10 protein-coding genes are annotated in these 15,935 nt (G+C 47.5%); 2 read left to right on the top strand and 8 right to left on the bottom strand.

Annotated features, from left to right (window positions below; all coding sequences use genetic code 11):
- Nucleotides 1-23 precede the first annotated feature (23 nt).
- Together ileS and cdd are read left to right on the top strand one after the other, a co-directional pair.
- Entirely contained in the window at nt 24-3,200 is a 3,177-nt protein-coding gene (ileS, locus tag QXU03_00550) for an isoleucine--tRNA ligase (GenBank protein MEM2170239.1), read from the top strand.
- A gap of 13 nt (nt 3,201-3,213) precedes the next feature.
- Nucleotides 3,214-3,627, top strand: a complete 414-nt coding sequence (cdd, locus tag QXU03_00545; GenBank protein MEM2170238.1) for a cytidine deaminase — start codon at nt 3,214-3,216, stop codon at nt 3,625-3,627.
- 47 nt (nt 3,628-3,674) lie between these two features.
- Here the strand turns inward: cdd and QXU03_00540 are convergent, their stop codons facing one another.
- The 8 genes from QXU03_00540 to QXU03_00505 form a co-directional block, all read right to left on the bottom strand.
- The gene (locus QXU03_00540) at nt 3,675-6,086 is read right to left on the bottom strand and encodes an SMC family ATPase (protein ID MEM2170237.1); all 2,412 of its coding nucleotides are present in this window, start codon (nt 6,084-6,086) and stop codon (nt 3,675-3,677) included.
- Complete coding sequence (locus QXU03_00535) at nt 6,083-8,140, bottom strand: DUF87 domain-containing protein (protein MEM2170236.1); 2,058 nt, start codon at nt 8,138-8,140, stop codon at nt 6,083-6,085. The genes QXU03_00540 and QXU03_00535 overlap by 4 nt, the downstream gene beginning before the upstream one ends.
- 2 nt (nt 8,141-8,142) lie before the next feature.
- Nucleotides 8,143-9,468 (bottom strand): hypothetical protein, encoded by a 1,326-nt coding sequence (locus QXU03_00530; GenBank protein MEM2170235.1) that lies wholly within the window; start codon nt 9,466-9,468, stop codon nt 8,143-8,145.
- Entirely contained in the window at nt 9,465-10,751 is a 1,287-nt protein-coding gene (locus QXU03_00525; GenBank protein ID MEM2170234.1) for a metallophosphoesterase, read from the bottom strand. Before QXU03_00525 ends, QXU03_00530 begins: the two co-directional genes overlap by 4 nt.
- Before the next feature lie 372 nt (nt 10,752-11,123).
- A complete protein-coding gene (mgtE, locus tag QXU03_00520) occupies nt 11,124-12,509 on the bottom strand; it encodes a magnesium transporter (GenBank protein ID MEM2170233.1) in 1,386 nt (461 codons plus the stop codon).
- Nucleotides 12,510-12,624: 115 nt separating this feature from the next.
- A complete protein-coding gene (locus tag QXU03_00515) occupies nt 12,625-13,251 on the bottom strand; it encodes a mechanosensitive ion channel (GenBank protein MEM2170232.1) in 627 nt (208 codons plus the stop codon).
- A gap of 107 nt (nt 13,252-13,358) precedes the next feature.
- Nucleotides 13,359-14,486 carry a hypothetical protein gene (locus QXU03_00510; protein MEM2170231.1) on the bottom strand — a complete coding sequence of 376 codons (1,128 nt, stop codon included), beginning with the start codon at nt 14,484-14,486 and terminating at the stop codon, nt 13,359-13,361.
- A 102-nt stretch (nt 14,487-14,588) separates the two neighbouring features.
- Nucleotides 14,589-15,908: an MATE family efflux transporter gene (locus QXU03_00505; GenBank protein ID MEM2170230.1), complete on the bottom strand. Its 1,320-nt coding sequence runs from the start codon at nt 15,906-15,908 to the stop codon at nt 14,589-14,591.
- Nucleotides 15,909-15,935 lie beyond the last annotated feature (27 nt).

Below are 15,935 nucleotides of genomic sequence, written 5' to 3'. Positions count from 1 at the left end.
TAGTCTTGGAATGGTGAATTCGAATGTCAACCTCGTGGAGGATGGCGGGGTCTTACGATCCTCACGAACTGGAAAAACTAGTACTAAAGTTCTGGGAGGATAATAAAGTATACCAGCTGGTAAAGCGAGAAACCAGTAAAAGCACTCTGTTCTTCAATTTTATAGATGGCCCACCCTATCCAACGGGTGACGTACCGCACATAGGTACTGCGTGGAACAAATCCCTCAAGGACGCCATACTTAGATACATGAGAATGAAGGGGTATAGAGTAAACGATAGACCGGGATATGACTGCCACGGCCTTCCAATAGAAGTCAAGGTTGAACAGAAGCTAGGTATAAAGCTAAAGAAGGAAATAGAAGAAAAAATAGGCATTGATAGGTTCATCGAGGAATGCAAAAAATTCGCAGTATTGAACTTGAGTGTAATGACTGAATGGTTCAAACAACTTGGAGTATTCATGGACTGGGAAAACCCCTACCTAACGCTTACAGATGAATATATTGAAGCAGCTTGGTGGTTGATTAAACAAGCTGATGTGCGCGGACTACTCGAAGCCGAGCATAGAGTCGTACACTGGTGTCCCCGTTGCTCAACCACGCTAGCCGAATACGAGGTAGAGTATAAAGATATTGAAGATCCAAGCATATATGTTAAGTTCCCCCTGAGAGAGGAGGCGAACACGTACCTGGTTGTATGGACTACCACGCCTTGGACGCTTCCCGCCAATGTTTTCGTAATGGCGCATCCCGACGAAGTTTACGTCAAGGTCGTAGTTAACGGTGAAACATGGATCATGGCGGCGAAGAGGCTCGAAGCCGTCATGAAGGATTGCCGCGTCAAGAACTACGAAGTCGTAGAAGAGATTCCGGGAGAAGAGCTCGTTAAATATACTTATGAACATCCACTCAAAGAGATCGTGCCGCTCCAAGAGAAACTTAGCGCTTACCACAAAGTTTTGCTAGCACCTGAATACGTATCAATGTACGAAGGTACAGGACTAGTGCACGCAGCGCCGGGACACGGCTTTGAAGACTACGAGGTGGCGTTGAGGTATAACCTGCGAGAAGCAGTGGTATGCCCCGTTAACGAAGAAGGGAAGTTTACCGAAGAAGCTGGACTGTTTTCGGGAATGAACGTGAGAGAGGCTAACGAGCACATCATCAATGCCCTTAAAGAAAAAAACGCGCTAATACACCACGATACAATAGTTCATAGATACCCTGTGTGCTGGAGGTGTAAAACACCCACAATACTCAGGGCAACGAGGCAGTGGGTAATTAAAGTTACCAAGTTAAAAGAGGAGCTCAAGAGGGAAGCTAGTAAGGTTAATTGGATACCCTCTTGGGCACTCACGAGATTAATGAATATGGTTGAAAACGTACAAGACTGGGTTGTATCCCGGCAAAGGTACTGGGGAACACCGCTACCCGTATGGACGTGTCCTAACGGTCATAGAGTTGTAATAGGTAGTATGGAGGAATTAGTTAGGTATTCCGGTACAATGCCCAAAGAGCTTCATAGGCCGTGGATCGACCAAGTCACGTTAGAGTGCCCCTACTGTAGCCTTAAAATGAAGAGAGTACCGGATGTAGTAGACGTGTGGCTCGATAGTGGCGTGGCGTTTTACGCTTCGCGGGGGCACCCCAGCAAGCTTGGAAAAGAAGACGTAATACTAGACTTCATCGTCGAAGGCCACGACCAGATCAGGGGCTGGTTCTTCTCGCTACTAAGATCAGGAGTACTAGGCTTCAATGTAGCTCCTTATAGGGCAGTATTAGTGCACGGTTTCATGCTAGATGAGCAAGGTAGGGAAATGCACAAGAGTCTTGGCAATTACGTAGGCTTGGACGAGGCAATCGAAAAAGCTGGTAGAGACCCCTTAAGGCTCTGGCTACTGAGCAATACGGTATGGGAAGACGTGAGGTTCTCGTGGAGAGAGCTCGATGAGGCCCGAAGAGACCTTACCATACTCTGGAACATCTCGGTCTTTGCGAAGACCTACATGGACGTTGACCGTTACGATCCCACTAAACATCCGCTAGAAAAGTACATGGAAGTCTTGAAACCGGAGGATAAATGGATTCTTAGCAGAGTGAATACGTTGGTACGGCGGTTTGACAGCTACATGCGTAACTACGATGTAGCAGGAGCGACTAGGCTTACAAGGTCATTCATCGTTGAGGACCTCAGCCACTGGTACATTAAGCTGGCCAGGCCTAGAGTGTGGATCGAGGAAAATGTAGCCGAGAAGATGGCTGTGTATGCTACACTTTACTATGTACTTGACAGGTTAGTAAGGCTCATAGCTCCAATAACACCCTTTATCGCAGAGTACATCTATCAGGCTCTCTTTAGAGACTACTATGGGGCGCCGAGCGTGCACGTGCTAAAGCTACCTGAAGTGGATTCCAGGCTCATAGATGGGAGGCTGGAAGAGTACATGGACATTGTTCGCGAGGTGTACAGGGCTTCATCAAGCGCACGCATGAAAGCCGGTTTAAAGTTAAGACAACCCGTTAGAAAAATCACCATATACACGGACAATGAAGAAGTCAGGGAAGCGCTGAGGTCTCTAAGTGACATAGTTAGATTCATGTGCAATGCGAAAATGGTGGAGATCGCGGAGGCGAAGAAAATAGCCGACATCACGCGCTACAAGGTCAAACCCAAGTACAGAGCGCTGGGACCTAAGTATAGGGATTTAGTGAAGAGGATCCTAGAGTACGTGGAGATGAATGCCGATAGTGTGGCAAAGTGTATTATTGAAAGAGGAGTCCACAGAACGATTGTGGCTGGCGTTGAAATAGAGCTCACGGGAGAGGATGTCGAGATCGTTCCATATTATGTAGAAGGCTTCTTAGTGGAGGACTTCAAGCACGGTGTAGTAGCGCTGGACACTAGGTTAACAACCGAGGAAGTGGCCGAAGGCCTGGCCAGGGACATTATTAGAAGGATACAGGTTATGAGGAAAAAACTCAATTTACCCTTGCTAGCTAAGATCAAGGTTATTGTGGTGGCACCGGCAGACCGGATCAGCCTTCTAGAGATGAAGCGGGAGTACATTATGAATGAAACTAGGTCAGTCGAACTAATGATCACAAGTAGCAGGGAGTTCGCAGGCAGTCTCGGAGGCCTCGTCGAAGAGTGGGACATCGATGATGAATTATACGTCATAGAGGTGATGCAGGCTGAGTAATATCAGCGAAGAAATGCTATGGAGGCTTGTAAAAGAGGCCGAACGTGTATTACCAAATAGCTATGCACCTTACAGCGGTGTACGCGTAGCCGCTGCAATATTATCTGAGAGCAATAAAGTGCACCTGGGTGTAAACGTGGAGAACTCGAGTTATGGGTTAACGATGTGCGCTGAAAGGGTGGCTGTATCGGCGATGATCACAGCTGGTGATAAAAAACCACTAGCTATAGCAGTAGTGACAGACGCAGAAAAACCCATACCTCCCTGCGGAGCCTGCAGACAAGTCCTAGCGGAGTTCAACCCGTCAATTATAGTTATATCTTACAGTACTAAAAGTCGCGAGCACATTATTGCAGATCTAAAACAGCTATTTCCTCAGCCTTTCAAGTTGCGTCAGGACTTGGTGTATTCTACCGCGCTTTTCTAGCTCCCTTCTATAGCAGGGGCTACTCAAATGTTCTCAACTTTTCCTTGTTAGCTGGTAGTGAATGTGACTTTGGGTTCAAACTCGTCAGCTGATCTCGGCACTTCCATTCGCTGGATCTCGTGCCTGCCTTTAAGTAGATCCTCCACAAGCCTTCTGTAATCCTCTTCGAGAGCGCAATCCTCGTAATCTATTAAGGTCTTGTGCTCGTTCACGTCTAAGCTAAGCCTGATTTTGCAGTCACCGGCCTCTATCAGTGCTTCATCGTGCGTTACAACTATTACCTGTCCTTCAATGCCGCTCATGCCCTTCAACAGGTCTTTAAGCCTGATTACGAGTTCCCTACTAAACCCTGTTGTAGGCTCATCGAGTATTAGTACACCTTTTCTGAGCGTGGGAGAATACTTTCTCACGGTTTGGTTTAAAGCAAGCCTGTACGCGAGGCTGATTGCCGTACTTTGACCACCACTGAGAGATGATACATCGTAAAAAGACCCACCGATCTTTATTTTCTGTGACAGGCTAAAATCGTCCATTACAGCAACCTCCACCGGCTGATCGGGGATCAGAGCAGCAATGTACTCGTAGAAGTAGCGGCGGAATTCGCTTGCTAGGATCTTTAAAACACTTATCTCGACCTCTTCTATGGCCTGTGAAGCCCGTTCGAGGAGCTCGCCTACACTTTTCATGGTATTTAGTTTACTTTGAATCTTTGTGAGCTCCTCGTTTAACTTTTCAACTTCTCTTAAATCCCTTTCTACGACTTTTAGGGCTTCCTCAATTCTACCCAGCTCTTTCGCTAACTTCTCTCTCCTCTCTAGAATACTTTTAATCCGCTGCCGTGTTTTTTCCAGCTCAGAGTATATACCGGGTATTTCCTTTTCCACAGCCTTCAAGCTAAGTCTTATCTCCTCTGCGCTGATCTTCGCTATCTCGCTTACTAGGCTATTTCTAAGCGAAAGTAATTCGTTGAGTACGGTAAGTAACTCCGACAATTTCTTGATTTCTCCGAACACATCATCTCGCCGCTTCATTACAGAGCTCCTTTCCTCGCTAAGCCGGCTCTTCTCTTCTTCGAGTGCTTTTTCGGCTTTCTTGAACTCCTCTATCTCCTTGGTCAGTTCTTCGAGCTCCCTGGAAAGCTGTTCAAGCCTAGCTTTTTCAGCATCTATTTTTTTGCTCTTTTCCATGATGAGCTTCAACCCGTGTTCGTGGGTAATAGGTTGCCTGCAAACGGGGCATATGCCTTTTTTAACCAGCTCTTCTATTTCCTTATACTCCTTCTCCGTTTCAGCTAAGACATTGCCGACTACTTCAGCCTCTTTCTTACGCTCCGACGCGTTTTTCTCGAGCAATATTAGCTTAGCCCTAAGTCTTCCGAGCTCATCTTCTACGGTAGCCAGTTTTACGTCTATATTGGTGATCTCGCCCTCTAACGCGCCTTTTTCCGCTTCCAGCTCTCTTAGCTTTTTTTGGAGCATTTCAACGACTTTATTAGCTGGATGGCCCCTGTACTCTTCAATCTTGAGTAACTCGGCAATTTTCTTTTCCACCTCCATCAGTTTATCCTCGATCTTTCTATGTTCTTCGACTTTTCTGTACAACTCCTGTTTTTTCAATTCAAGGCTTTTCAGCCTATCCAGAAGCACCCTTTCCTGCTCTACTAGCTTAGTGTACTCGTTTTCAACCACGTCTTTTTCCTGCATAACCTTGTTGCGCTCTGCTAATAGCTGCTCCTTATCTTTAAGCAATTTATCTTTATTCTTTTCCTTAAGCCTCTTCGAGTACTCGCTACTTTTCACTTCAATTTCCTTAAGCCTGTCTTTGAGGACCTTTAGGATTTTTTCGTAATTACTCTTGAATAACTTGTACTTTTCAAGGCCAAGGGCCCTCTCAACGATTTCAATTCTCTCCTTACTCTCGAGTGCCATTACTTCGTGGGCCTTGAATTGTGGAACGTAAAGTGCAGTTGTGTACACTAGAGGTGTTGCAACGCCCCGTTCAGATCTCTTTTCACGAACACCGAGAATGTCCGCGATATAGCTATCCATTTCCGTCCTAGATTCAAATACCCTCTTTTTAGCGAGCTTTAAAACCCCGCGGTCATCTAAGGCGTACTCCTCCACGGCTCCAGTTCCCGATGAGAACCTATTACCCTGCTTTTCGAGGGTTCTCTCAATGACGTAGAGCTTGTTACCTAGTGCTACAAGCAGTTTTACCCTTCCGCGAGCACTGTCCACTCTCAAGAGGTCTACTCCATGGGGGGTTTTGTAGGAATCAAAGAGGTCTCCGCTTTTCGAGCCCGTGGCCATGCCGAAGAGGGCGAAGTTGATGGACATTAGTAGGCTTGTCTTACCGCTTCCACTAGGTCCATAGATTACCGTTATACCGTTTGGAGGTAGAATGATTACGTCTTTCTTGTAGCTTCTGATGTTTTCTACGAGGACTCCTAGTATTCTCATCGCTCAAAACCCAGTTCCAGCACTTTTGCAAGCTCTCCGCTGACCTTAATCTCCTGACTCGTTTTCCCGCGTCTCTCCTCCACGAGCTTCCTGTATTCCTCATCAAACCACGCTGGCATGTACACTGGTATGGGCTCCTTTATAGGTAGGTCAGGGGTGTAAATGAAGCACTCCCTATCACCGAGGAACGGCAATGTCTCTCCCCGTATGCCCAAGTCCCTGAAGAACTCTATGTCGCCCCTACTCCTAGTCCTCATAACTATGAATGTGTTAAAGTTGCCTAGTAATTGTTTCTCGATCATTGTAGCGAGTTGCGTTATTGCGAGAAGCCCTATACCAAATTTTCTGCCTTCGCGAGCAATTCTAGCAAACGGGTTGAAGGGGCTCTTGACTTTTTCGGGGCTTAAGTAAAGCGGGGCCTCTTCCGAGACGATTGATATAACTGGCCTTTTCTTCGACTCTTCTACACCGAGTTCGAGCCTGTATTCGAAAAGCCTTCTAGCAACGGTAAGCACCAGTAAGTCGGCTTGGGTTGTACTAAGCGACGACACATCCAGTATCACCACGTTCCCTCTATCTACGTGCTCGACGATTTCATCAACATCTAGGCCTTCTTCGCCTTTAACCTCTAAAATATCGTTCTTGCATATGCCTTTCCACTTATAGTTAGCTGCACCAGCCTTTTCGAGCCTTTCAAGTGTATGGCTTATTGCTTCTAGGAGGCATGGTAGTTCCTGGGGGTCTTTGAGTGTGGGTGACACTTTCACTATGCTTCTGGAGTCGTCAAGAACAACCACACTTTTCTCCTTATCGATGTTTACGATTCTAACCCTCCAGCCCATTATCGATAGTATTAGCCTGCGTAGCGTTCGTGTAATACGGGCATCAATACCCCTGTCTACAAGTACCTTATGTAGGCCTTTCTTGTCCTTCCTCGGCAACCCCACGCCTTCATACCTCACCATGTTATCTGCTAATAATGGTATTAATGCAAGCATGTTTGCAGTAGAAGTCTCCGGCTGATCGGCGTGCATGAAGAGATCTACGGACTTGACTATTGGAAGCCTGCTCGAGTGCAGTTTCTCGGCACCACCTAGCTCAATGTACTTGAATACATCTACGAGTATGTTCAAGAACTCCTCAATCAACGAGGCTTTTTCAAGCCCCACTTCCTCTAGTGCTGCGAAGTCCGAGAAAGTGACGCTACTGGCCTTTATGGGCAACTCCTTTACGTCAAAGCGTCCAGGTATGGTTGCAAGGGGTTTTTTACTGTGAGAGGCCTGTATAAGCCTGTACGTATAGACCTTAACATCGTCTCCGAGATCGGTGTTTAATGCAATGCTATCCACGAGCATCCCAATAAACCGGTCCTTTACGTAGCCCTCCGAGGGGGTGTACTCGCCGTGCCTATCTATCACCAGCCAGCCTATTTTATCGGAGGACTCTAATGCGTACTTCAGTAGCAACCCTTGAACGCCACTGGTTTTGCCTGAGGCAGTCTGGCCGGCGACAAGTACGTGTTTTCTAAGTAATTCAGGTAACTCCACGCTGAACGAGGCGTTCATGAAGTGCTTCTCCTGCGCGAGGAGCTCGTTGTGAGCCACACCTGAGCGGAGAACAACGGCACCGATCCCCTTACTACTAGAACCCCGTCTCATGTAGCTGTACCGACTTATATCGTTCATAATCTCTTCAGATTCCGCATCACCTCGGCGAATGAGGTACACCGGTGAGAGTAGCGAAGGTGGTTTAGAAGCCTTAACTAGCATTACCTCGCTACCGCTCTTGGAGATCTCGATGAAAAGCCTCGCTTTCACGATCACCCTTTCCTGTACGCGGAGTATGGTGGGCTGAGTTTCCACGGGCCCTAAAGCCCCTGGTGCTTGGCTTTCGAAGCCTACGACTTCCATCAGTATGGTCCTGACGGTATTGTCCTGCCTTTCCCGCGCATAGAGCAGGTCGCCGAACTCGGGAATGTACTTCTCGCTTACAGCTACATGAACAACGTCGTTTTCCCAGCCCCTAACGAAGCCTACTTTAATCAACGTATCCACCTCTAAGCGTAACCAAGCCTTATTCTCTTGAATGCACCGAACAGATGTTCTAACGGGTGCCCCTCCTCACCCGTTTCTTCTCTAATTACCTGCACGAATATGTCTTCGAGCCGGTGATAGAAGCTAAGCGGGATTCGCACCCTCTCGTCTATCTCCATGAATCCATGCGGTAGAAGCCCGTGGGAATTCGTCCTATAAGCCATTATCTCCTCCACTATACCCGCTACGAGAATGCCCAGCTCGTCTGCTGTCCGCGGATCTGCTACTATGCTTCTACTACTTTCATCGTACCAAATAACGGGTTTCAGTGAATGTGCTTCCAGGTGCAGTACTACGGTGCCGTCCGTTGTGAGAGGAAATCTCACGGCCCAAATACCAGTTTTCGGGTGTACTTTTCTATTAAACAACAAAGTTGTCTCTTGTGCAAGGTCCTCGCCATACTTCTTTTTGATCCCCTCATCAATTAACCGGGCGGCCTTCTTCGCGAGATCTGCACCGGTTGACGTGTAGAGTCCTAGTGGGCTTGAGATGCTGCTTCTAAACAACCACCTAGCTCTAGCCACAGTAGTGAACTTGGTTGTTTTTACCAGTCCATAAATCCTAGTAAGCGTGTCTAATAACTGTTCTTTGGTGCACCAAGTAAGCACTTTAAGTATGTCTAGTCCCTCAAAGCCGAAGAACTTAACTTGCCTCACTCCAAACCACCTCGCAAGAGTCCCGTCCACCACGTTTATGCTGTTCACACCTACGCGTTTAGCGAGCTTAACTGTGTATGCCACTTCGAGGAGGCTTTCAATGTACTTGACGAGGCGCTTGAAGAGCTTAATGGCCCTTTCTCTGGAGAGCGCCCTGCTAAAGCCCTTGTTTACAAGCTCCGTTAACTCCTCCGAGGTGTTCAAGGCTTTTTCCTCGTTAAACAGTAAAGCAGACTCCTCTACGGGAATTACCCGGACCGAGTATTTAGGTTCCCCCGCCACTTCGAGCCATCTGCCATATATGAAATAGGACTCTGTGTTGGGGTAATCCCCGATATCCCCCGCAAATCGTAGCTTGCCCTCCTCGTCCCTGACACAACCCCCGATGTTCACGAAGATCAGGGAAGCGACATCGGACTCCGCTACGTGATAGCCGGCGTCTACGAATACTACGGGCCTCTCCTGGGTAGTGGGAGTAAGAGGTGTGACCTTGTAGTATGCTTTATAAACCTCTTCCCGGTCCCTTACAATACTGCTTTCTCGCGAGGCAACATAATCCTGCCTCATTGCTTTCACAACATGCCGTATGACACTGAGAAGTCTTTCGTAGTTTTCGCTAAGAACGTAGTTCAACTTTTAAGTTCACCTAGTTCCTTAATGACCTCCTCTAGAAGCCTCTCGGGAGACACATCATACGGGCTACCCAGGAGGTCTATAATTCGCTTAAGCTTGTCAGCCGTCATATTTAGTCTATGCTTAGAGATAAATTCCTTCAAGACGTTGAGCTCGATTTCGGGTATTGAAAGGTCCTGGCGTGCTTGCGCATTTATAGTTACTACCGGTATGGGAAGGGCCTTCACGGCATCTACGAGTCTTAGCTTGATATATACGTTTTTCTTCTTCATGAGGTCCCTCCTAAAGGCCTCTATCTCGCTATTAAGCCTATCCATGCCATTAACGTCTACGATCAAAGCAGTATATCCTGATCCCTCAGCTCTGCCTACAAGCTCGGCCAGTCGATCCTTTAGCTCGTCAATACCTTTCACTGTAACGTTTTCGTGAAGTACTGAGAGGGCTGATTCAAGCCGAATAGACTTTACTAGTGGCAGCGTACTTGAAGTATCCACTAGGAGTGAGCGCCTAAAGGCCCCGAGCTTCTCGAGCTCGGCTGTTTCTAGTAAATCCCCTACGTTCATCCCGATCGGTGCACCGGGATATGCAATGTTACTCCTGAAAGCCGTGTCTAGTGGTATAGGGAGGTGAATGTGACCCAGAGCAACGTAAATGGTATTTCCAGGAAATCGGCGTAATAGATCCTCATATTCCAGGTATAGCTTACCATATCTGTTATAATACCTTGAGGGGTCATAACCAGCGAACTTCGTGTTAATGTGAGCTAGTACGACTACGTTGTAGTTCTTGTAAGTGGATAAGTTCTTGAACTTTACGAGTCCCTGCTTCAAGAACCTCACTTCGCGCGAACCGCCTCCCGGAAAACCGGGTATGCCGTAGAGAACTAGCTTATCGTCCTCGAATACGAGTGGATTTAATAGTAGCCAGCCCATTTCCTCGGAAAATTCAAGTAGATGAATTAAACCGGCTTCTGCTAGTAAGTTTAAAACGCCGGGCCTACTGCGGGATACGTCGTGGTTGCCCGGCACTACTACGACCCTAACACCGTTCTCACGTAATCTCCTTAGAACACTAACAGCCTTCATCACAATACCGAGGGGCGGACTAGGCTTATCAAACATGTCCCCAGCGATAAGCAGGTACTTAACTCCACTCTCAATGGTTTTCTCGGCTATCTCACCAAACACGTTATAAAATGCCTCTTCCACCGGAGTATTTTCAAACATCTCCGGTACGAGGTGAAGGTCGCTTGTATGAATAATCTGCAAAGTGCGCGTCCCCAAGCACAAATACGCCTTAATGGGAAATATATAGATATGGGCTTGCATAGACCAAATATACTATGTTTTATTAGTTAGTTTAAGAGATACTCAATAATCGTGGTGATGAGCCCAGGTGGCATTGACTGGTGATATGATCGGCCTTGACTGATCACGACATCTCCGGAAGAGCCGCACACTTCTATTAACCACTTAGTTACAGTACCATAATGACGTTCCCTGCTCGGCCCCAAAATAGAGCTACACAAGTTGAAGGGCATTTTTCTCAGTGTTTTCGGGGGGTGCTGGGTGGTGGAGGTCCCCGGGGTAAACATTCAGGGCGAGCGGTGCACCACCTTCCTTGTTAATGTTTATTTACAGTCTATATTCAGGCCATTAAACCATGAACAGTAGAGCAGCTGTCATGAAGTACACCGTTACCGTTATTATATCTGCTATGCTGGTAACGAGTGGAGCTGACGCTGTGGCCGGGTCTATTCTAAGCTTCGCCAATACTACTGGAAGAAACGCTCCCACAACATCTGCTACGTAACAGGATACTACTAGTGCAATCGCGACCACACTAGCCACTCTAATCGCGCTGAACAGCCCTCCAACCGCTAGGAAGGGTATTAAAAACCCTATAGCGAATGCTATCGGCGCTAGTATGGTAATCATTACCGTAGTTGCCGTAAACTCCTTTATGAGTAACATGGCTAAGTCCCTTCTAGAGAGCCTTATTTCGCCGGTTACAAGGCCTCTTAGTACAAGCGCCGATGCCTGCGCACCAATGTTACCGGAGTTATCCGCCAACATCGGCATGAAGGCAGCCAACACGGCAACCCTTTCGATTACGGTAGTAAAGGACGCCACTACACTGCCTGTAATAGTGTTTACTAGGTACAGGTAGATGAGTACTGGAACTCGTTTAAGTGCAAGCTTGAGTGGGTTTTCGGTGACGTAACTTCCCTTAACTGCTTCAACGAAACCGGCGTACTTTAGCAGGTCTTCCGAGTACTCGCTCACGACAACGTCAAGTAGGTCGTCTAGCGTGACTATGCCCATAAACCTCCCATCGAAGTCTACAACGGGGACTTCCATCAAGTCATAGTTTATGGCAACCTTAGCGGCGACTTCGCGGTCGTCAAAAGGCGTTACAGTCACCTTAACCGGTAGAGTGCATTTAGAAAGCTTAGTATCTCGTGGCTTTGTAAGCAGGGTCTTCACATCAGTATAACCTATTAATTTACCGTCGTGGTCGACTACGTAAACGTAGTGGCTACTCTCGTAAAGCCCCTGTTTAGACTTATGTATGTACTCCTCAATGGCGTTACCAACCGCTAGGTCGCCGCTAAAGACGGGTACCATGGTTGTCATCACACCGCCAACACTTTCAGGAGGGAACTTTGCAAGCTTAGCAACGGTTTGCGCGAGATCGCCGGGTATAGACCTTAGGACTTCAATCCTCATTTTGTGCGGCAATTTAGCGACGATGTCAGCTATTTCATCTACTGGGAGCTTTTTAATAACCTTTACTATGTCGTCTAAGCCCTTGACACGTGCGATTTCGTGAATTATTTCCACGGGTAGCTTGGCGAGCTCTTCTGAGATCGTATCGAGGTCTAGTACGGTCAATAATCGAGTCCTGTCCCCGCTGCTTAGCCTTAGCAGGGCTTCTACCACCTCGTGTGATGGAAGCGACCTTAGTAGTTCAACGGTCTCGCTCAACCTACCTGCACTTAAGAGTTCAATGAGCTTCTCAGATAAGCTATTAGCACTCACCGGTAACCACCTTTGCTGTCTAGGTCTTCTTGAACACTGAATTAAAAGAAGGGTTAATATGGAGAAGGGCTGAACGGGGGAAGCAGGCTAATAGACAGGTAATTACATGTCTAAGCTACTTCTCACTGCGCCGCCTAATCACTATTTTCTGGCCAATAATCGCAGAGTTAGGTATTAGAACATCTAATCCGTCTTTCCTGCTTACCGTGGTGAATAACGTGGTGATGTCCCTTACTTGAACTTCACTCTCGCCAGCAATGTCTATCAAGTCGCCGATCTTAAAGGGCCTCGCTAGTAGGATGAACATTCCCGCCACCGCTTGGCCGAGCACCTGTTGCGTGGCAAACCCTATGACTAATCCTATAAATCCACCTAACGCCACCCCTGCCGCGCCACCGGCCACTCCACCGGCGATGCCGGCTAGAAGCGCGCCGAGCCCTAATATGCTGATCATGCTCTTAACGGCCACAGCTGTTTGAGACCCGTATTTTGGTTTCAGCATGGTGTAGAACATTGATGCAATAGCGTTTACCACTAACCAGCCAAGCACTAGTAGCACAATGATGTAAACGTACACCGCGTAGTCCTTAGCCACTAATAGCCCTTCGAGCTTGGTGTACACCACTATTAAATCTAGTCCCTGCGAGAAGAACCACTGTAATACGCCCATTATAACCGCTACTAGTACCGCGTATAGTATTACCTTTGCAAGGGCCTTCCTCACAGTATCCTTTGTGCTCACGTAAACCCACCTTCTCATCACTGAATATTACAGCTTATCTTAAAAACTTCAGAGAGGACGCTAAGTAGTGATGACTCATATAGATGAGGTGATCCTCTAGGCAAATTTCAGGAACCCCTTCTACTAGAAGCCGGCCTTTTCACGCGCCTACGAGTACGCGCGTAGATCGTGTAACCTCCAAGCGTCACGGTGAGCACGGTAACCACAACTATAACTCCCAAGGTCTGTGAGTTTAGCGCCTCGCTGTGGGTTGTTGGAAACACTATGTAATTATTGATTAATCCGGAATGGTTCATTGTATTAACATCTATCATCGCTATTGGAGACCCACTTGAACCAGTGCTTACGTATACGGGGATCACGGTACTAGGCGCAGAGCACGCTAGTTGTAGCCAGAAGGACCTCTCCCTGAGCTCGCCAACCACTACTGCGAGTATTGAAGGTGAATCCGTGTCGTTTTTTAAGGCTACAATTTGGGGTATGCTTCTAGCAATATCTAAAGGCACACCTTTACTTGCCAAAAATGAGACAAACCGCGAAGCGGCATCGTAGCATTCCCGGTACTTATCTATCGGGCAGTAGAAGTAATTGTGGGGGAAGTATTGTTTGAAGAAATTATCCTGGCTACTACAGTGAGGACAAGTAGTCTGGCCATACATGTAAAATAACACGTTTGAAAGGCATCCTTCAGTATTGACTGTAGTGGATGTGCCACTGATTCCCGGTTTACTATAACTATAGCTTAAACCACTTATCGTGTCAATGAAGTTGATAACGCTATTAGCTGGTGCGGATGCAACTTGCTTTACACCGCTATATATGGGTATCTCGTTAACCGGCTTACCGCACGCCAGTTGCTCCCAGAAGGACTGCTCCATCACGGCCCCAATAACTATTGCCGTTGCTACAAGTCTCCCCGACTCATTCCTTAAAACCAGTGTTTGAGGTACAGCATCTCTCCCCGTTATGGACGTTACAAGCACCTCGTACTCCTTATAGCACTTCTCGTCAAGGTTCACCGGGCAGAAGTAGTGTTTTTCTGGGAAGCTCTGGTTGAAGAAGGCGTCAAGGGACCTGCAATAAGGACACTGAGTAGAGCCGTAAACGTAGAAGAAAGTGGTTGATAGGCAGTCTCCGCTACCGACTACGACGAGTTGCGTTAACAAGCCCAGAAGTATTAGTTGAGCTACCAGCACGGCGAACAGTATTGTGCGTGAACTGCGTAGAAGCCCCATACGAACCCCTGCTCGAGTGCACTATCTCTTTAATATCTGCTACACGCCTATAAATTCAGTGCAATGTCGCTACGGAAGGCTACTGCTATGGAATTAATGGAATTAAACAATTTTCTTTGCGAGCTTTTCGAATGTACATTTGTAGAGGGTAAGTAGCCCTGCGCCCCTTACGTAGACGTCTATGAACATCGCTAACCAGGGTCCTAGTGCTCCCAGAGGCCCTGCAAGAAGTAGCGATAGGGTTATTCTAATTAGGAGCAGGGAAGATACGTTAACGAGCATTGGTATGCGTGTATTGCCCGCTCCGCGGAAAGCCCCGCTAGTGATCATTGCCGCACCTAGGCCGAACTCGCTGAACCCTGCTAGTGCTAGGTACAGCGAAGCTAGTTTTCTGATCTCTTCACTCGGTGAGAAGGGCTGCGCGAGGTAGTAACCAGTTAGACCTACTATGACGCCTAGAACGCCCACAACGAGTGTGCCAAGAACTATAGCTTTCCACCCTGCTCTTTTAGCTTCACTTAATTGTCCAGACCCCACGTACTTGCCTACAAGTGCGGATGCCGTCATGGAGAATGCAAAACCCGGCATGTATATGAGGCTCTCAATCCTTAAACCTATATTATGTGCGGCCATTACAACGCTACCTAGCCTTGCAATTATACCCGCGTATACGTTATTGCCTAGCGCAAACACTGCTCTTTCTATGAAGGCGGGTATTCCTAGGTCGAGTGACTTCCTCCACGTAGATGGCTGCATGGAGAATAGCGGTACTAGCTTCAGGCCCTTTAGGAAGTAGAGTTGTATTGGTATGCTAACAGCATTAGATACCACTGTCGCCAGGGCGGCGCCGTTCACACCTAGTGCAGGTAGCCCGAAGTAACCGTAGATCATTAGCGGATCTAATACAGCGTTTAGTGCGAGTCCCACACTATTCGCTATCATGGAGTAAACCGTGGCTCCCGAAGCTATGATCATGGAGTCGAACGACATCGTTAGGTATAAGGCAACAAAACCAGCAATCCTTATGCGCAGGTAGCTCGTAGCGTACATGAATGTAAGACCGCTGGCACCCGATTGAAGCTTTACTATCTTATCCCCCAAGGAGAACCATGCAAGAGAAAGCACTATCACCGTAACGAGTCCGAGAAAAATCACCTCACCAGTTACTAGCCTGGCCAGATCGCGTTTACCTGCGCCAATACACTGCGACGTGAAAACCATGAGAGGCACTACGAAGAGCGTGTTAAACGTCTGAAGGAGCATGATGATGTAGCCCGATATTCCGAGCGCGGCAAGCGCCTCTGCACCGAGCCCGCTAACAAAGTACGTGTCGGTGAGAGAATATAAGCTCGCAACCAGCTCCACAACTACTAATGGTAAGCTTGTTTTCAAAATACCTCGGAGTTCGCTATCAATTTTCAAGATCCCGCCACACCAGTTACTTTACGT

This window comes from Desulfurococcaceae archaeon, from assembly GCA_038845865.1.
Taxonomy (GTDB): Archaea; Thermoproteota; Thermoprotei_A; order Sulfolobales; family Desulfurococcaceae; genus UBA285.
Note: the sequence above shows the minus strand (reverse complement) of the source record. Positions and strands in the feature narration are given on the sequence as shown.

Coding starts and splice junctions, on each gene's coding strand:
- ileS (MEM2170239.1), top strand. CDS start 24: ATGTCAACCTCGTGGAGGATGGCGGGGTCTTACGATCCTCACGAACTG.
- QXU03_00540 (MEM2170237.1), bottom strand. CDS start 6,086: ATGAGAATACTAGGAGTCCTCGTAGAAAACATCAGAAGCTACAAGAAA.
- cdd (MEM2170238.1), top strand. CDS start 3,214: ATGCTATGGAGGCTTGTAAAAGAGGCCGAACGTGTATTACCAAATAGC.
- QXU03_00510 (MEM2170231.1), bottom strand. CDS start 14,486: ATGGGGCTTCTACGCAGTTCACGCACAATACTGTTCGCCGTGCTGGTA.